This window comes from Stutzerimonas sp. NM35 (assembly GCF_054604355.1).
This window is the reverse complement of the sequence record NZ_CM137728.1, coordinates 3,352,174-3,365,588: the sequence shown is the minus strand read 5'-3', so window position 1 is coordinate 3,365,588 and position 13,415 is coordinate 3,352,174. Positions and strand designations below refer to the sequence as shown.

13 protein-coding genes are annotated in these 13,415 nt (G+C 64.1%); 6 read left to right on the top strand and 7 right to left on the bottom strand.

Annotation, left to right across the window (positions count from 1 at the left end):
* Positions 1 to 28 precede the first annotated feature (28 nt).
* Complete coding sequence (locus ACYCFC_RS15560; protein ID WP_181082555.1) at positions 29 to 229, bottom strand: hypothetical protein; 201 nt, start codon at positions 227 to 229, stop codon at positions 29 to 31.
* Positions 230 to 458: 229 nt separating this feature from the next.
* On the opposite strand from ACYCFC_RS15560, the gene ACYCFC_RS15555 reads away from it, so the two are divergent.
* From ACYCFC_RS15555 to ACYCFC_RS15545, 3 genes are all read left to right on the top strand, one after another.
* Positions 459 to 1,373 (top strand): aldo/keto reductase, encoded by a 915-nt coding sequence (locus ACYCFC_RS15555; RefSeq protein ID WP_181082554.1) that lies wholly within the window; start codon positions 459 to 461, stop codon positions 1,371 to 1,373.
* A gap of 9 nt (positions 1,374 to 1,382) precedes the next feature.
* The gene (locus tag ACYCFC_RS15550) at positions 1,383 to 2,684 is read left to right on the top strand and encodes an NTP/NDP exchange transporter (RefSeq protein WP_459652161.1); all 1,302 of its coding nucleotides are present in this window, start codon (positions 1,383 to 1,385) and stop codon (positions 2,682 to 2,684) included.
* Between the two features lie 115 nt (positions 2,685 to 2,799).
* Positions 2,800 to 3,225: an HPF/RaiA family ribosome-associated protein gene (locus tag ACYCFC_RS15545; RefSeq protein WP_181082552.1), complete on the top strand. Its 426-nt coding sequence runs from the start codon at positions 2,800 to 2,802 to the stop codon at positions 3,223 to 3,225.
* A 23-nt stretch (positions 3,226 to 3,248) separates the two neighbouring features.
* On the opposite strand, the gene ACYCFC_RS15540 is transcribed toward ACYCFC_RS15545, so the two are convergent.
* From ACYCFC_RS15540 to yrfG, 4 genes are all read right to left on the bottom strand, one after another.
* Positions 3,249 to 3,956 (bottom strand): succinate dehydrogenase iron-sulfur subunit, encoded by a 708-nt coding sequence (locus tag ACYCFC_RS15540; protein WP_181082551.1) that lies wholly within the window; start codon positions 3,954 to 3,956, stop codon positions 3,249 to 3,251.
* A 539-nt stretch (positions 3,957 to 4,495) separates the two neighbouring features.
* Positions 4,496 to 4,966, bottom strand: a complete 471-nt coding sequence (locus ACYCFC_RS15535) for a hypothetical protein (protein WP_459652160.1) — start codon at positions 4,964 to 4,966, stop codon at positions 4,496 to 4,498.
* Between the two features lie 167 nt (positions 4,967 to 5,133).
* Positions 5,134 to 5,988 (bottom strand): formate dehydrogenase accessory sulfurtransferase FdhD, encoded by an 855-nt coding sequence (fdhD, locus tag ACYCFC_RS15530; protein WP_181082549.1) that lies wholly within the window; start codon positions 5,986 to 5,988, stop codon positions 5,134 to 5,136.
* 41 nt (positions 5,989 to 6,029) lie between these two features.
* Entirely contained in the window at positions 6,030 to 6,710 is a 681-nt protein-coding gene (gene yrfG, locus ACYCFC_RS15525) for a GMP/IMP nucleotidase (RefSeq protein ID WP_459652159.1), read from the bottom strand.
* A gap of 385 nt (positions 6,711 to 7,095) precedes the next feature.
* Between yrfG and nudE the strand changes: the two genes are divergently transcribed.
* The 3 genes from nudE to ACYCFC_RS15510 are packed head-to-tail and all read left to right on the top strand — an operon-like array spanning position 7,096 to position 11,006.
* Positions 7,096 to 7,662: an ADP compounds hydrolase NudE gene (gene nudE / locus ACYCFC_RS15520; protein ID WP_459652158.1), complete on the top strand. Its 567-nt coding sequence runs from the start codon at positions 7,096 to 7,098 to the stop codon at positions 7,660 to 7,662.
* On the top strand, positions 7,659 to 8,474 hold the full coding sequence (gene cysQ, locus ACYCFC_RS15515) for a 3'(2'),5'-bisphosphate nucleotidase CysQ (RefSeq protein ID WP_181082546.1): 816 nt from the start codon (positions 7,659 to 7,661) through the stop codon (positions 8,472 to 8,474). The genes nudE and cysQ overlap by 4 nt, the downstream gene beginning before the upstream one ends.
* A gap of 60 nt (positions 8,475 to 8,534) precedes the next feature.
* Entirely contained in the window at positions 8,535 to 11,006 is a 2,472-nt protein-coding gene (locus ACYCFC_RS15510) for a sensor histidine kinase (RefSeq protein WP_459652157.1), read from the top strand.
* 7 nt (positions 11,007 to 11,013) lie between these two features.
* Here the strand turns inward: ACYCFC_RS15510 and ACYCFC_RS15505 are convergent, their stop codons facing one another.
* Entirely contained in the window at positions 11,014 to 12,003 is a 990-nt protein-coding gene (locus ACYCFC_RS15505; RefSeq protein WP_459652156.1) for an asparaginase, read from the bottom strand.
* A gap of 175 nt (positions 12,004 to 12,178) precedes the next feature.
* On the bottom strand, positions 12,179 to 13,402 hold the full coding sequence (gene arsJ / locus ACYCFC_RS15500) for an organoarsenical effux MFS transporter ArsJ (protein ID WP_459652155.1): 1,224 nt from the start codon (positions 13,400 to 13,402) through the stop codon (positions 12,179 to 12,181).
* Between the last annotated feature and the right edge of the window lie 13 nt (positions 13,403 to 13,415).

The following is a 13,415-nucleotide window of genomic DNA, read 5'->3' as shown; positions in this document are numbered from 1 at the left end:
TGTCGTCAACCGCGGTGTGCGGGCCTGCCTATAGCGAGCCCCACAGCAGCTTGCCCAGGCCGGTATCGGCAGGCAGCAGAAGCAGGCTGAGGAGGAAGATCAGCAACAAACCCAGCGCATAGCCGAGGCTGATCAGTCTGTTTCGCCGTTGCCGGTGCGCTTCTGACGGCGTGGTCGCTGATGGGTTTGCCGGGGTTTGACTGCTTGGTCTGTGGGTATGGCTGGGCATGCCTGTCTCGATACTGCGTAGCGTTGGTGCCAATGGCGCGTCGCAGTAGAACCGAACTGGAGGCATATTGCCAGCACTGCTTGCCCGGCCCGCCAGATGGCTGCTTGCTGGCGTGCGGCAGCAGCCTGAAACAAAAGGAAAACCCTCTGGTCTCCGATCAGCTGATGGCCTTCGCGATGTCGACCATACTCAATCGCCAGGTTCGTGCAGCCCTTTGGAGAACACGCCCATGCAGACGCGTCGTCAACTACTTCAGCGTTCCACACTTGTCGCCGCGCTCGCTGCCCTGGGGCCGCTTCTGCCAGCCCTGGCGTGGGCGGAGCCCTTGCGCCAGCGACGGATTCCCGCCACAGGCGAGATGCTGCCGGTGATCGGTCTCGGTACTTCGCGCACCCATGACGTCAGCCTCGATGATTCGCAGATGGATGCGCTGCTGGAGGTGCTGCGGATATTCGTCGAGGGCGGCGCGAAGCTGATCGATACCGCGCCAAGTTATGGCAATGCCGAAGCGGTCAGCGGCGAGCTGGTCGCACGGCGCGCTGTGCGTGAGCGAGTATTTCTCGCCAGCAAGGTTTCCTCCAGCGGTCGCGAGCGCGGGCTGGCGCAGATCGAGGCCAGCTTCGAGGCGTTGCAGAGCGACACCATCGACCTGATCCAGGTGCACAACCTGCAGGACACCGCCACCCAGCTCGGCCTTCTACGCGAACTGAAAGAGCAAGGGCGCATCCGCTATATCGGCGTGACTCACTATGTGGAGTCGGCCCATGAGCGGCTGCTCGATGTGCTCAAGAGCGAAAAGGTGGATTTCGTTCAGTTCAACTACTCGGTCGGCGAACGCAATGCCGAGAAGCGCCTGCTGCCGTACTGCGCCGACAACGGCATCGCTACGCTGATCAACCGACCGTTCGCCCGGGGCAACCTGCTGGGGCGGGTCAGGAACAAGCCGTTGCCCGATTGGGCGGTCGAACTCGACGCGAGCTCCTGGGCACAGCTGGCGCTCAAGTTCATTCTCGCCGAGCCGGCGGTGACCGCGGTGATTCCGGCGACTTCGACCCCGCGCTATATGGCCGACAATCTGCTGGCCGGGCAGGGCCGTCTGCCGGATGCACGGCAACGCCAGCTGATCGCCGATGCCTTCGGTTGAGCCTGGCAGATGCTTGTGACTTCGAACCGGTCGCGCCTGGCCAGGCTGATCAATGCCCGTCCCGGCGAATCGAGGGCCGCGCTGGCCGGTTTCGGCCTGTTCTTCTGCCTGTTCTCCGGCTATTTCATGCTACGGCCGATCCGCGAGTCGATGGGTATCCAGGGCGGGGTGGAAAACCTGCAGTGGCTGTTTACCGCGACCTTCCTCGCCATGCTGGTGGCGGTACCGCTGTTCGCCTGGCTCAATTCGCGCGTGGCGCGCATCCATTACATCGATTGGGTCTACGGCTTCTTCTGCGTCAACCTGCTGCTGTTCGCCGGGCTGTTCTTCGTCCTGCGCGACAGCGTCTGGCTGGCGCGGGTGTTCTATGTATGGATCTCGGTCTACAACCTGTTCGTGGTTTCGGTGGCCTGGAGCCTGATGGCCGATGTGTTCGATGCGCCCCAGGCGCGCCGTCTGTTCGCCTTCATCGCCGCGGGCGCCAGCGTCGGCGGTCTCGCCGGTCCGGCGACGAGCGCTCTGCTGGTGGGTGTGATGGGGGCGTTCGGTCTGATGCTGCTGGCGGCACTGCTGCTGGCCGTGGCCGTGGCGCTCAAGCATTACCTGATGGCCTGGCGGGAAGTGGCTGGTGCCGGGCGGCCCGATGCCGAACGAGCGGAAAATCCGCGCCGTCCGGTGGCAGGCAATCCCTTCAGCGGGCTGACGCGGGTGCTGGGTTCGCGCTACCTGTTGGGGATCGCGGCATTCGTACTGTTACTGACCGCTGCCAGCACCTTTCTGTATTTCGAGCAGGCGCGGCTGGTGGCCGAGCTGTTTCCCGACCGTGCCGAGCAGGTGCGGGTATTCGGTGCCATCGACTTCGTGGTACAGGCTGGTGCGTTGCTGTCGCAATTGTTCATCACCGGGCACATCGCCCAGCGGCTCGGTGTGCGGGTGCTGCTGGCGGTGGTGCCGGGACTGGTCTGCCTGGGCTTTCTCGGCCTGGCGCTGGCGCCTACGTTTGCCGTGCTGGCAGCGGTGATGATCGTGCGACGTATCGGCGAGTACGCCTTCGTTCGCCCGGGCCGTGAAATGCTCTTTGCGCCACTGGATGCCGAGAGCAAGTACAAGGCGAAGAATTTCATCGATACGGTGGTCTATCGCGGCGGCGACGCCCTCAGCGGTTGGGCCAAGACATTGCTGGACATGCTCGGCCAGGGTGCCATGTTGATTGGTCTGGTGGGCGCCGGCTGTGCAGCGGTCTGGGCCGTGCTGGGCTGGTATCTGGGCGGCAGGGCCGATCGGCAGGCGAGGACGTCCGGGCAGCGATAAGAGCGGCCTGCCAATAGGCTCGTTGGTATTGCTGAGGTGATCCGTCCGATCATTCTGAACCTCGGCGCAGGTCGCATCCTCGAACCTTGAGATGTATCACGAAAGAGGTGAGCGAATGCAGATCCAGGTGAGAAGCAACCATATCGAAGGCAGTGCCGAGCTCCATCAATGGGTTGGTGCCGCAGTGCAGGAGCGGCTGGAACGTTTCGACGATTTCCTGATGCGGGTGGAAGTTCATGTCGGCGACGAGAACGCGCAGAAGGCCGGCGCCGCTGACAAGCGTTGCCAGATCGAAGCGCGGCCCAAGGGTCATCAGCCGCTTTCGGTGACGCACAAGGCCGAGTCGCTGCAGCTGGCGGTCGACGGGGCCGCCGAAAAGATGCACAGCGCCATCGGTCATCTGATGGGCAAGCTCGATGCGAAAGTGATCGCCAGCGGCTATCTCGATGATCCCTTGCTCGAAGAGGAGCCACAGCAGGTCACCGATGCCCTGTTGCAGGAGGAGTTTCTCGCCCGGCAGGAGGAGCGAGGCAAGGATTAGATCCTGCGACGAGGCGATATCCTTCAGGTGCCCCGCTGCAAAAGCTCGCGCCGAATATGACCAATGGCGCCCATGGGGTTGAGCCCCTTGGGACAGACCCAGCTGCAATTGCCGATGCTGCGGCAGCGAAACACGCTGAAGGGATCGTCCAGATCCGCCAGGCGCTCGGTCGCTGCCGTATCCCGGCTGTCGACGATGAAGCGCCAGGCCTGCAGCAACCCGGCCGGGCCTATATATTTTTCCGGATTCCACCACCAGGATGGGCACTGCGACGAACAGCAGCCGCAAAGGATGCATTCGTACAGGCCATCGAGCCGGGCACGCTCTTCGGGCGATTGCAGACGTTCGATGCCAGGTGCCGGCTGGTCATTGATCAGCCAGGGTCTGATGCGTTCGTACTGTTTGAAGAACAGGCTCTGGTCCACCACCAGATCGCGCACCACCGGCATGCCGGGCAGCGGTCGGATGACCAGGCGGCCCGCGCCATCCAGGGCGTCGGCTACGGGTGTGATGCAGGCCAGGCGGTTCTTGCCGCCGATATTCATGCCGTCCGAGCCGCACACCCCTTCGCGGCAGGAGCGGCGGTAGGCCAGCGAAGGGTCCGTTTCGCGCAGGTATTCCAGAACATCCAGTACCATGCGCTGGCGAAATTCCTCGGGCGCCTGCATCGACTGCATGTAGGGCTTGGCGTCCCGTTCCTGGTTGTAGCGATACAGCTGTACGTCGAGCATCGTCTGTTTCCCTGGGTGGTGGAGAAACGGCAGGGTGTTCCTGTTCGCATCGGAGCGATTCAGCTACAGCGTAGATCAAAGAATGGAATGGCCCGCTTCGTGACAGGAGAATGCATCGATGCGAAACCGATGGCAGCGGTCGATGGACTTGCTGCGCGAACAATTGCGCTGATGATAGCGGATGGTTCCGGCACGCTTCGGGACGCGAACGTGAGCGTCCGGTGAGCAATGAGTTGGGAAGGCCATGGGCCGTGCGGGAAAATGGCGCTGTCGATATGGCGAAAGGCTTACACGCCGTCGCGCTTATCGCTGCTTCAGCCGCTGCGGGACGAGGCTTAATCTATGCCCATCTCTGCAGCGCAGGACGCGCTCAGGATCATGGATGATCGGCCACGCCAGGAAGGCAATTCAGACGGATTTGGAATGGTCAGAGAAAGCCCGCTTCGGCGGGCTTTCTGCTTTCTGCGGTTCGCGCTGATCCAGCGAGATAGCGCGGTGGACAAGGTGGGGCTGTGTGATCAGTGGCCGCCATGCCCGCTTCAGTGCCGGTGGCCGTGCTTGTGTCTATGTTTGTGCTTGTAATGACCTTTGGCCTTGCCGGGAGGCCCATAGTAGCGGCGGTCATCGCGGCGGCGGTCGGAGCGGTGGTCATCCTCGTCGCCGTAGGCATTGCCTATCGCGCCGCCCGCACCGCCGCCCACTGCTGCGCCGATCAGCCCGCCGGTGCTGCCGCCGACGCGCTGGCCCACCACGTTGCCACCGGCGGCGCCCAGTCCGCCGCCAATGGCCGCCTCCGTACGGCTGCGCTTGTCGGCGCCGACCATGCCGCCGGCTGCACCGCCCACGCCTGCACCGATGGCTGCACCCGTGGAGCCGCCCAGATGTTCGCCCACCACCGAACCTAGCGCGCCTCCCAGCGCGCCACCTACGGCGGCTTCGGTGTTGCTTCCGGCAAAGGCGCTGCTGCCGAGCAGGCTGGCGGACAACAGCAGGATCGAGGAGTACTTCATGGTGAAACCTCAGAAGGAATGACGGCGCGATCCTCGGCTGTCGACGGGTGCTTGTGCAAGCGTTGGCGGACGAAAGGTGTGATGCCCTTCGCTTTAATTAACTTTTTGATTTATATGAGGAACTTTTGAAAGGCGAAGCGGTCGTGGAAGGTGTCTGGCCCCGGCAGTCAGGGCCTTGATCGCAGGCCGACAGCGGACAGCGGGCTGTACACCCGTGGCGGACTGCGATGGGGAATATGGATCAGGTTGAGGTTGTGCCGCTGCGCCCAGCGCGTCGCCAGGCCCGTGGGTGCCGAGAGGCTGACCAGCGTCTGAATGCCGGCGCGCTGGACCTTGTGGATCAGTTCCAGACTGCAGCGGCTGGTGACCACCGCCACGCCGCCGACGATGTCCAGGCCGATGCGGTTGATGGCACCGATCAGCTTGTCCAATGCGTTGTGCCGGCCAATGTCTTCCCGGCTCAGGCGAATCTCGCCCTGGGCGTCCATGAACAGTGCGGCATGCACCGCGCCGCAGCTCTGCCCGAGTATCTGGAATTCGCTGATGCGCTGGCGCAGGTCATCCAGCCAGTGCGCCGGTGGCAGCGGCGCGCCGGGCAAAGCCTGCAACTGCGGCAGCGCCTGTTCCAGTGCCTCGACCCCGCACAGGCCGCAACTGGCGTTGCCGGGCAGCTGGCGGCGCTGCTGCTTGAGCGCCCAGAAGGCGCGGCTGGCAATCTCGACCTCGGCCTGGCGGCCCTCGCCCGCGCCGCTGATGCGGATGTCGTAGATATCGCCGGCCCGCTCGACGATGCCGCTGCCGAGGCTGAAGCCCACCACGAAATCCTCCAGGTCGGCGGGTGACACCATCATCACCGCCTGGCTGATGCCGTTGTAGGCGATGGCCAGCGCGCATTCCTCGGCCAGCTCGACGGTTTCCGGCAGCGTCTGGCCAATGGCCTGGAAACGATATTGCCCGCTGGCGCCCACGGGTGTCGTGGTATTGCGTTTCGGGGACAAGGCTGGAGGGCGTGGAATATTCATGGGCAGACTCGGCAATTGATTGGTAAAGCGGGTGCGACTGTTCAGTCAGGATAGCCCTGCAGGCTGCGAATCAGCTCCAGGTAATCGCCAACGGCTGCGAATTCCTCGGTATTTTTCTGCCCGTGCCGGCTGTCCGGCTGGCTGACCGCCCGCAGGTGCGTGACGCCGAAGTCGCGGGCGCTGCGCAGTATCGGCAGGCTGTCGTCGATGAACAGCGCGCGCGCCGGATCGAATTCCAGGTCGGTTTTCAGCGCATACCAGAACTGCGCCTGTTCCTTGGGGAAGCCGTAGTCATGGGAGCTGATCAGGCGGTCGAACCAGGGCGCCAGCTCGATGCGTTCGAGCTTCAGCGACAGCGAATCGCGATGGGCATTGGTGATCAGCACCACGCGCTTGCCGGCCTCGCGCAGCGCGGCGAGGAACTGGTCGGCTGCCGGGCGCAGGGCGATGAGGTCGGCCATCTCGCGCTTCATCTCGCGGATCGGCAGGTTCAGTTCGCGCGTCCAGAAGTCCAGGCAATACCAGCTCAACTGGCCCTGATGCGCGTTGAACAGCGGGGCCAGTTCCAGCTCGGCCATGGCGAGGCTGATGCCGTGCAGCTCGGCATAGCGGCGGGGCAGGAATTCGAGCCAGAAGTGATTATCGAAATGCAGGTCCAGCAGGGTGCCGTCCATGTCCAGCAGGACAGTATCGATTTCGGACCAGGGCAGGGAAGTGGTCATGGCAGGCTCTTGTGGTTCGGCAGGGGTGCAATGGTGCGGCAGCGGTCGGTTCGATGCAAAGCGTTCGCAGTGAGGGCCTGTTGATGTTTCAGCACAATCCGCGTTGCTGCGCCAAATGCCGCCAGGCAAGGCGCGGGACGCAGGTAATGGTGGTTCCCTTGCCAAGTCCCGCAACGCCGCATGGCGACATTTGCCGCGCAACCCGGAGGGCCGGGCCTGTTTTTGCGCGATGCAGCGTTTCTCGTCGCTTATTTGGAACGACCAAACTTCGCTCCTCGTGCCTTGCTTCGCGCTAAAACAGGCTCCGGCGCGGATGTGATGAAACGTCAACAGGCCCTATGACAAGCCGGGTTATGATTGCGGATCGCGTTTCAAGGAACCTGTCATGCGCCAGAAACCTACCGTGCTTGCCCGTGAGATCGTCGCAACCAGCCGCCTGTTCCGTGTCGAGGAGCTGCAGCTGCGTTTTTCCAATGGTGTCGAGCGCACCTACGAACGGCTGGTCGGCAAGGGCGCCGGCTATGGCGCGGTGATGATCGTCGCGCTCGATGCCGACGGCCAGGCGCTGCTGATCGAGGAGTATTGCGGCGGCACCGACACCTACGAGCTTTCCTTGCCCAAGGGCCTGATCGAGCCGGGCGAGAGCGTACTGGATGCTGCCAACCGCGAGCTCAAGGAAGAAGCCGGCTTCGGCGCGCACCAGCTGGAGCTGCTCGCCGAACTGTCGCTGTCGCCCGGTTACATGAGCCAGAGGATTCAGGTGGTGCTGGCCCGCGATCTCTATCCCGAGCGGCTGCCCGGCGACGAGCCGGAGCCGATGCGTGTCGACCGGGTCGATCTGCGCGAGCTGTCGAGCCTGATCCAGAACCCGCAGTTCAGCGAAGGCCGCGCACTGGCCGCGCTCTATCTGGCGCGTGATCTGCTGACCCAGCGCGGGGAGTTCGTTCAGTGAGCCATCCTTATCTGGCGCCGGTGATCGATCTGGTCCGAGCGGCGGGGCGCGTCATCCTGCCGTATTGGCGCAGCGGCGTGCAGGTGCATGAAAAGGCCGATGCCTCGCCGGTCACGGCGGCTGACCTGGCGGCGCATCACCTGCTGGCCGATGGCCTGCGAGCGCTGGATGCGAGCATTCCGGTGCTGTCCGAGGAAGACTGTGCGCTGAGCCTGGCCGAGCGCGCCGGCTGGACGCGCTGGTGGCTGGTGGATCCGCTGGACGGCACCAAGGAGTTCATCGCCGGCAGCGAAGAGTTCACCGTCAATGTCGCACTGATCGAGCGGGGCCGGGTGCTGTTCGGCGTGGTGGGCATTCCGGCCAATGGTCGCTGCTACTATGGCGGCACCGGGTTCGGCGCCTGGATGGCCGATACCGAGGGCGGCGTGCAGCCCTTGCAGGTGCGCCACAGTCCGGCGCAGGGTTTTACCGTAGTCGCCAGCCGTCGCCATTCCAGCCCAGCGCAGGAGCGCCTGCTCGACGGGCTGCGCCAGCGTTTCGGCGAGCTGGAGCTGGCCAATGTCGGCAGCTCGCTGAAGCTGTGCCTATTGGCCGAAGGCGCCGCTGATTGCTATCCGCGACTGGCACCGACCTCTCAGTGGGATACCGCCGCCGCCCAGGGCGTGCTTGAAGGTGCCGGTGGGGAAGTGCTGGCCGTCAGCGGTGCACCGCTGACCTACGAAGCGCGTGAGAGCTACCTCAACCCGTCCTTTCTGGCGCTGCCGCGCGGCGTTGACTGGCGCAGCGAGCTGATCGATCTGGCGAATCGCTGAGGCATGTTCGTTGGGGGGCTGCGTGCAGGCCATGGATGAGGTGATCGCGGGAGCGCTGTGGTGACTGCAAAAAAACCGGCTGGCATGCGCCAATGGATCTGGCGCGCCTTCGTACACAGTGCGCTGATCCCGCTGGTGCTGGTCGAGGTGGTGCTGATCGCCGTCTATCTGCTGACCAACAACGCCATCCGCGATGCGCAGATCGAGCATCTGCGCGAGACGGCGCTGGCCGATCTGCAGGCATCGGTGGATATGGAAGCGCGGATCATCGACCAGCAGTTGCAACAGGTCGCGACCACTACCGAGTTGTACCGCAACCTCACCCAGCAGGCGCTGCTGGCCGGTGGTGGTTTGCCTGCGCTGCTGAATCTGGACAGTCGTGGCGTGCGTTACAGCCCGCGCGACGAAGGCGGCGCGGCGAGTTTCTATTCGGCGGCCACCGCGTCTGTGCAGCAGGATCTGGAGAAGGTCGGGCAGCTGCAACGCCTCGATTCATTGATGAAGGAACTGCACGCCGGCAATCCGCTGATCGCCAGCCTCTATTTCAATACCTGGGACAGCTACAACCACATCTACCCCTGGTTCGATACTGCCGGTCAGTATCCGCCGGACATGGACATTCCCAGCTACAACTTCTATTACCTGGCCAACGCCTGGCACAACCCGATGCGCAAGGTCGTCTGGACCGATGTCTACCTGGATCCAGCCGGGCACGGCTGGATGATGTCGGCCATCGCGCCGGTCTACAACGGCGATTTCCTCGAAGGTGTCAATGGCATCGACATCACTGTCAGCGGCCTGTTGCAGCAGATAGCCAGCCTGCGCCTGCCGTGGAACGGCTATGCCATGCTGGTCAGCCACGACCTCAAGATCATGGTGTTGCCCGAAGCCGGTGAACGGGACTTCGGACTCGACGAACTGACCGACCACTCCTACGAGGAAGCGATTCGTCGCGAGGTATTCAAGCCCGAGGATTTTCGCCTTGGCAGCCGGCCCCAAACCCGCGAGCTGGCGCAGGCCGTTGCCGCCGATGATGAAGGTGTGCAGCGCTTGAGCCTCGGCGGCCAGCAGCAGCTCGTCGCCTGGACCCGAGTCGAGCACACCGGTTGGTATCTGCTGGCCGTGGTCGATGAAGCCCAGGTCTTCAGCCAGACCAACACCCTGGCCAGCCGCTACCAGCAGATCGGCTATCTGCTGATCGCCGGGCTGGTGCTGTTCTACCTGGCGTTTTTCGCCTATATGTGGCTGCGCGCGCGCCGCCTCAGCGAGTCGCTGCTGGCACCTATCGCCAGCATTTCGCAAATGATGGGGCAGATCGGCCTGGGCCACTGGCGCCCGCAACCGGCGGCCTCGGATATCCGCGAGCTGAACGATCTGGCACGCCACACCCAGGCCATCGGCAGCCAGCTGGAATTCAGCGAAGCACAGCGTTCGCAGGCGCAGCGACATCTGGAGCTGGTGCTGGAAAGCGCCACCGAAAGCCTCTGGGAAAGCGACCTGCGCAGTGCCACGCTGCAGTTTCGCGGACGCCTGCCGGCGCGCTTCGGGTTGCCTTCGTCGCGGCTCAGCGAGGCGCAGTTTCTGCAGCGCGTTCACCCCGCCGACCTGCCGCGCATGCGCGCCGAGCTGGAGCGCATGCATCGCGGGGGCGCGTTGCGTTACGAAAGTGAATTTCGCTTTGCCGACGCCCTGGGCGATTACCACTGGCTGTTGAGCCGTGGTCGTGTGCTTGAGCGGGACCCGCAGACCGGGCAGGCCGTGCTGGTGGCCGGCACCTATGTGGATATCGATGCGCTCAAGCGGGTCGAGGAAGACCTGCGTCAGGCGACTGTACAGGCCCAGACCGCCAACGAGGCCAAGACTCACCTGATCTCCGGCATCAGTCATGAACTGCGCACGCCGCTCAATGCGATTCTCGGCTTTGCCCAACTGATGCGCATGGACTGCTCGGAGGAAGCCGACCCGGAGGCTGCCGATTATCTCGACGAAATCCTGCTGGCCAGCCGGCATCTCAACCAACTGCTGGGCGATATTCTCGACTGGTCGAGCCTGCAGGCCGAGCCTCCGCGATTGCAGCTGGAGCGGGTCGAGGTCATCGCGCTGGTGCGTGAATGTGCCGAACTGGTCGCCCTCGATGTGCGGCGTCAGGGCTTGCATCTGGAGTTCGATCTGCCGGCTGCGCCGGTGCAGGTGCTGGCCGAGCCGCGACGGCTGCGTCAGGTACTGCTCAACCTGCTGTCCAATGCCATCAAGTACAACACCCCGGACGGACGGGTTCTGCTGGCTGTCGAGCGGCAGAATGACCAAGTGCATCTGGTCGTCGAAGACAGCGGTCTGGGCATCGACGAAGCCCAGCAGGCGCGGATGTTCGAGCCCTTCCAGCGTCTGGGCCGGGAAAACTCCAGCATTCTGGGGGCTGGCATCGGGCTGTCGCTGTGCCTGGAATATGCCCGGCTGATGCACGGCGATATCGGCGTCTGGAGCGAGCCGGGCGTTGGCAGCCGCTTCTGGATCGTGTTGCCGGTGCTGTGACTGATGGTCAGTCAGCGTTCTCGCCACACAGGTCCAGCGCAAACCAGCGTTCCACCTCGGCTTGTGAGAGACCCGCGCCAAGCAGGGCGAACAGTTTCCCGAGTGCGGCTTCGCGGGTCATGCCGCCGCCCGAGATCAGCCCGGTTCTCGCCAGCTTGCTGCCGGCGGCATAGAGGCCGAACTCCACATGCCCCTGCGGGCACTGACTGATGGCCACCAGCACCACGCCGCGTCGATGGGCGCTGTGCAGCGCCGTCAGTAACTGATCATTCTCGGCTGGCCCGGTGCCGCTGCCGTAGCATTCGAGCAGCAGCCCCTGCACGCCCGTGTCGAGTAGCGCCTGCAACTGAGCGGCCTGGATTCCAGGATAGAGCGGCAGTACGGCCAGGTTGACCGGCTGGCGCTGCTGGCGATAGTCCAGGGTGGCCGGGATTTGTGCAGCTCGCTCGCTCTGGCGCAGGCGTGGCGCAACGTCGAAGGCGTCGAGCGTTGCCGTACCCAGTTTGCTGGCTCGCGCGCCGTGCAGTGTCCTGCCGTGGAAATACAGTCGTACGCCGGGCGCCATGCCTGCTTGCAGGGCCTGCATGGCACCGAACAGGTTGGCCCAGGCGTCGCTGCCGGGTGCGTCCGCCGGCAGCATGGAGCCGGTCAACAAGACCGGCAGCGGCAGCCCCAGCAGCAGAAAACTCAGGGCGGCGGCGCTGTAGGCCAAGGTATCGGTGCCGTGCAGTACCAGCACGCCCTCGCAGCCATCGGCCTCGACGGCGTGGCGTATGGCCTCGGCCATGGCCAGCCAGTGCTGCTGATTCATGTTGGCGCTGTCGATGGGCGGCTGCAGCGCGTGGAACTGCCAGTGCGGCAACTCCAGCGACTGCTCTTGCTGCCGGGCGAGTATGCGGCTGTCGAAACCGGAGGCGGGCGCCAGTCCTGTGGCGCTCTGCTGCATGCCGATGGTGCCGCCGGTATAAAGCAGCAGGATTTTTTCGCAAGCGGGCATGGGTACTCCATCAGTCGATAAAGGCAGCTGAAGCGTTCAGCCAGAACGGCTCGATCATGACCTCGCGGCACGAGCCGAGGCATGGGTTTCTCATCTCAGAAGCAGGCGGTAAAGACCGCGATGCCAATTACCAGAGCAGGCCTTTGACAGACCAAATGTATCGCGCTTATCCGGCTCAGTTCAGCGTGACGGCATGCCGCGGCAGGCCGATGGCGATCAGCGCGGCCAGCAACAACAGGGCGCTGGATACCCACAGGCAGGCCTCCAGCCCGTGCACCTGGAACACCCACCCCGAGAGCAGGGTGCCGAGCAGCCGACCCAGCGCGTTGGACATGTAGTAGAAACCGACATCCAGTGATACGCCGTCTTCCCTGGCGTAGCTGACGATCAGGTAGCTGTGCAGCGACGAGTTGATGGCGAACAGCACGCCGAACAGCATGAGGCCGCCGATCAGCACGGGTTGCGCCGGCAGTTCGCTGCCCAGGCCCAGGGCGATGACTGCCGGCAGGCCGGCCAGCAGTGCGGCCCAGATGAAGGCGGCGCGACCATCCGGCACCCTGCCACTGCGCTTGCCGGTGAAATGCGGCGCGAAGGATTGCACGATGCCGTAGCCGATCACCCAGGCCGCGAGAAAGCCGCCGACCTGCCAGAAGTCCCAGCCGAAGCTGGCTGACAGGTAGACCGGCAGGGCCACCACGAACCAGACATCACGGGCGCCGAAGAGAAACAGCCGCGCCGCCGAGAGGATATTGATGGCGCGGCTTGTGGAGAGGATGTCGCGAAATTTCGGCTTGATCTTCGCCTTGCCCAGATCCTTTTTCAGCAGGCACAGGCTGGCCAGCCAGATCAGCGCCAGCATGGCAGCCATCACCAGCACCGCGCCGGTAAAGCCGATGACGGCGAGCAGCACGCCGCCGAGGAAAAACCCTGCACCCTTGAGCGCATTCTTCGAGCCGGTCAGCAGCGCCACCCATCGGTAGAGCGTGCCTTGTTGCCCATCGGCGACCAGCATCTTGATCGAACTCTTGGCGCTCATCTTGTTCAGGTCCTTGGCGATGCCGGATAGCGCTTGCGCGGCCATCACCCAGGGGATCGTGAGCATGGCTGCCGGCACCGTCAGCATCAGCAGCGCCGCTACCTGCAGGCCCAGGCCGATGTTCATGGTGCGGTTCAGACCGATACGCGCGCCCAGCCAGCCACCCAGCAGGTTGGTGACTACACCGAATATTTCATAGAACAGGAACAGCGCGGCGATCTGCAGCGGCGTGTAGCCCAGGCCATGAAAATGCAGCACCACCAGCATGCGCAGCGCGCCGTCGGTGAGCGTGAAGGCCCAGTAGTTGCCGGTGACCAGCAGGTACTGGCGGATTTCAGGGGAAAGTCGGCTGAGGCTGGGCATGGGAGAGGGTCGA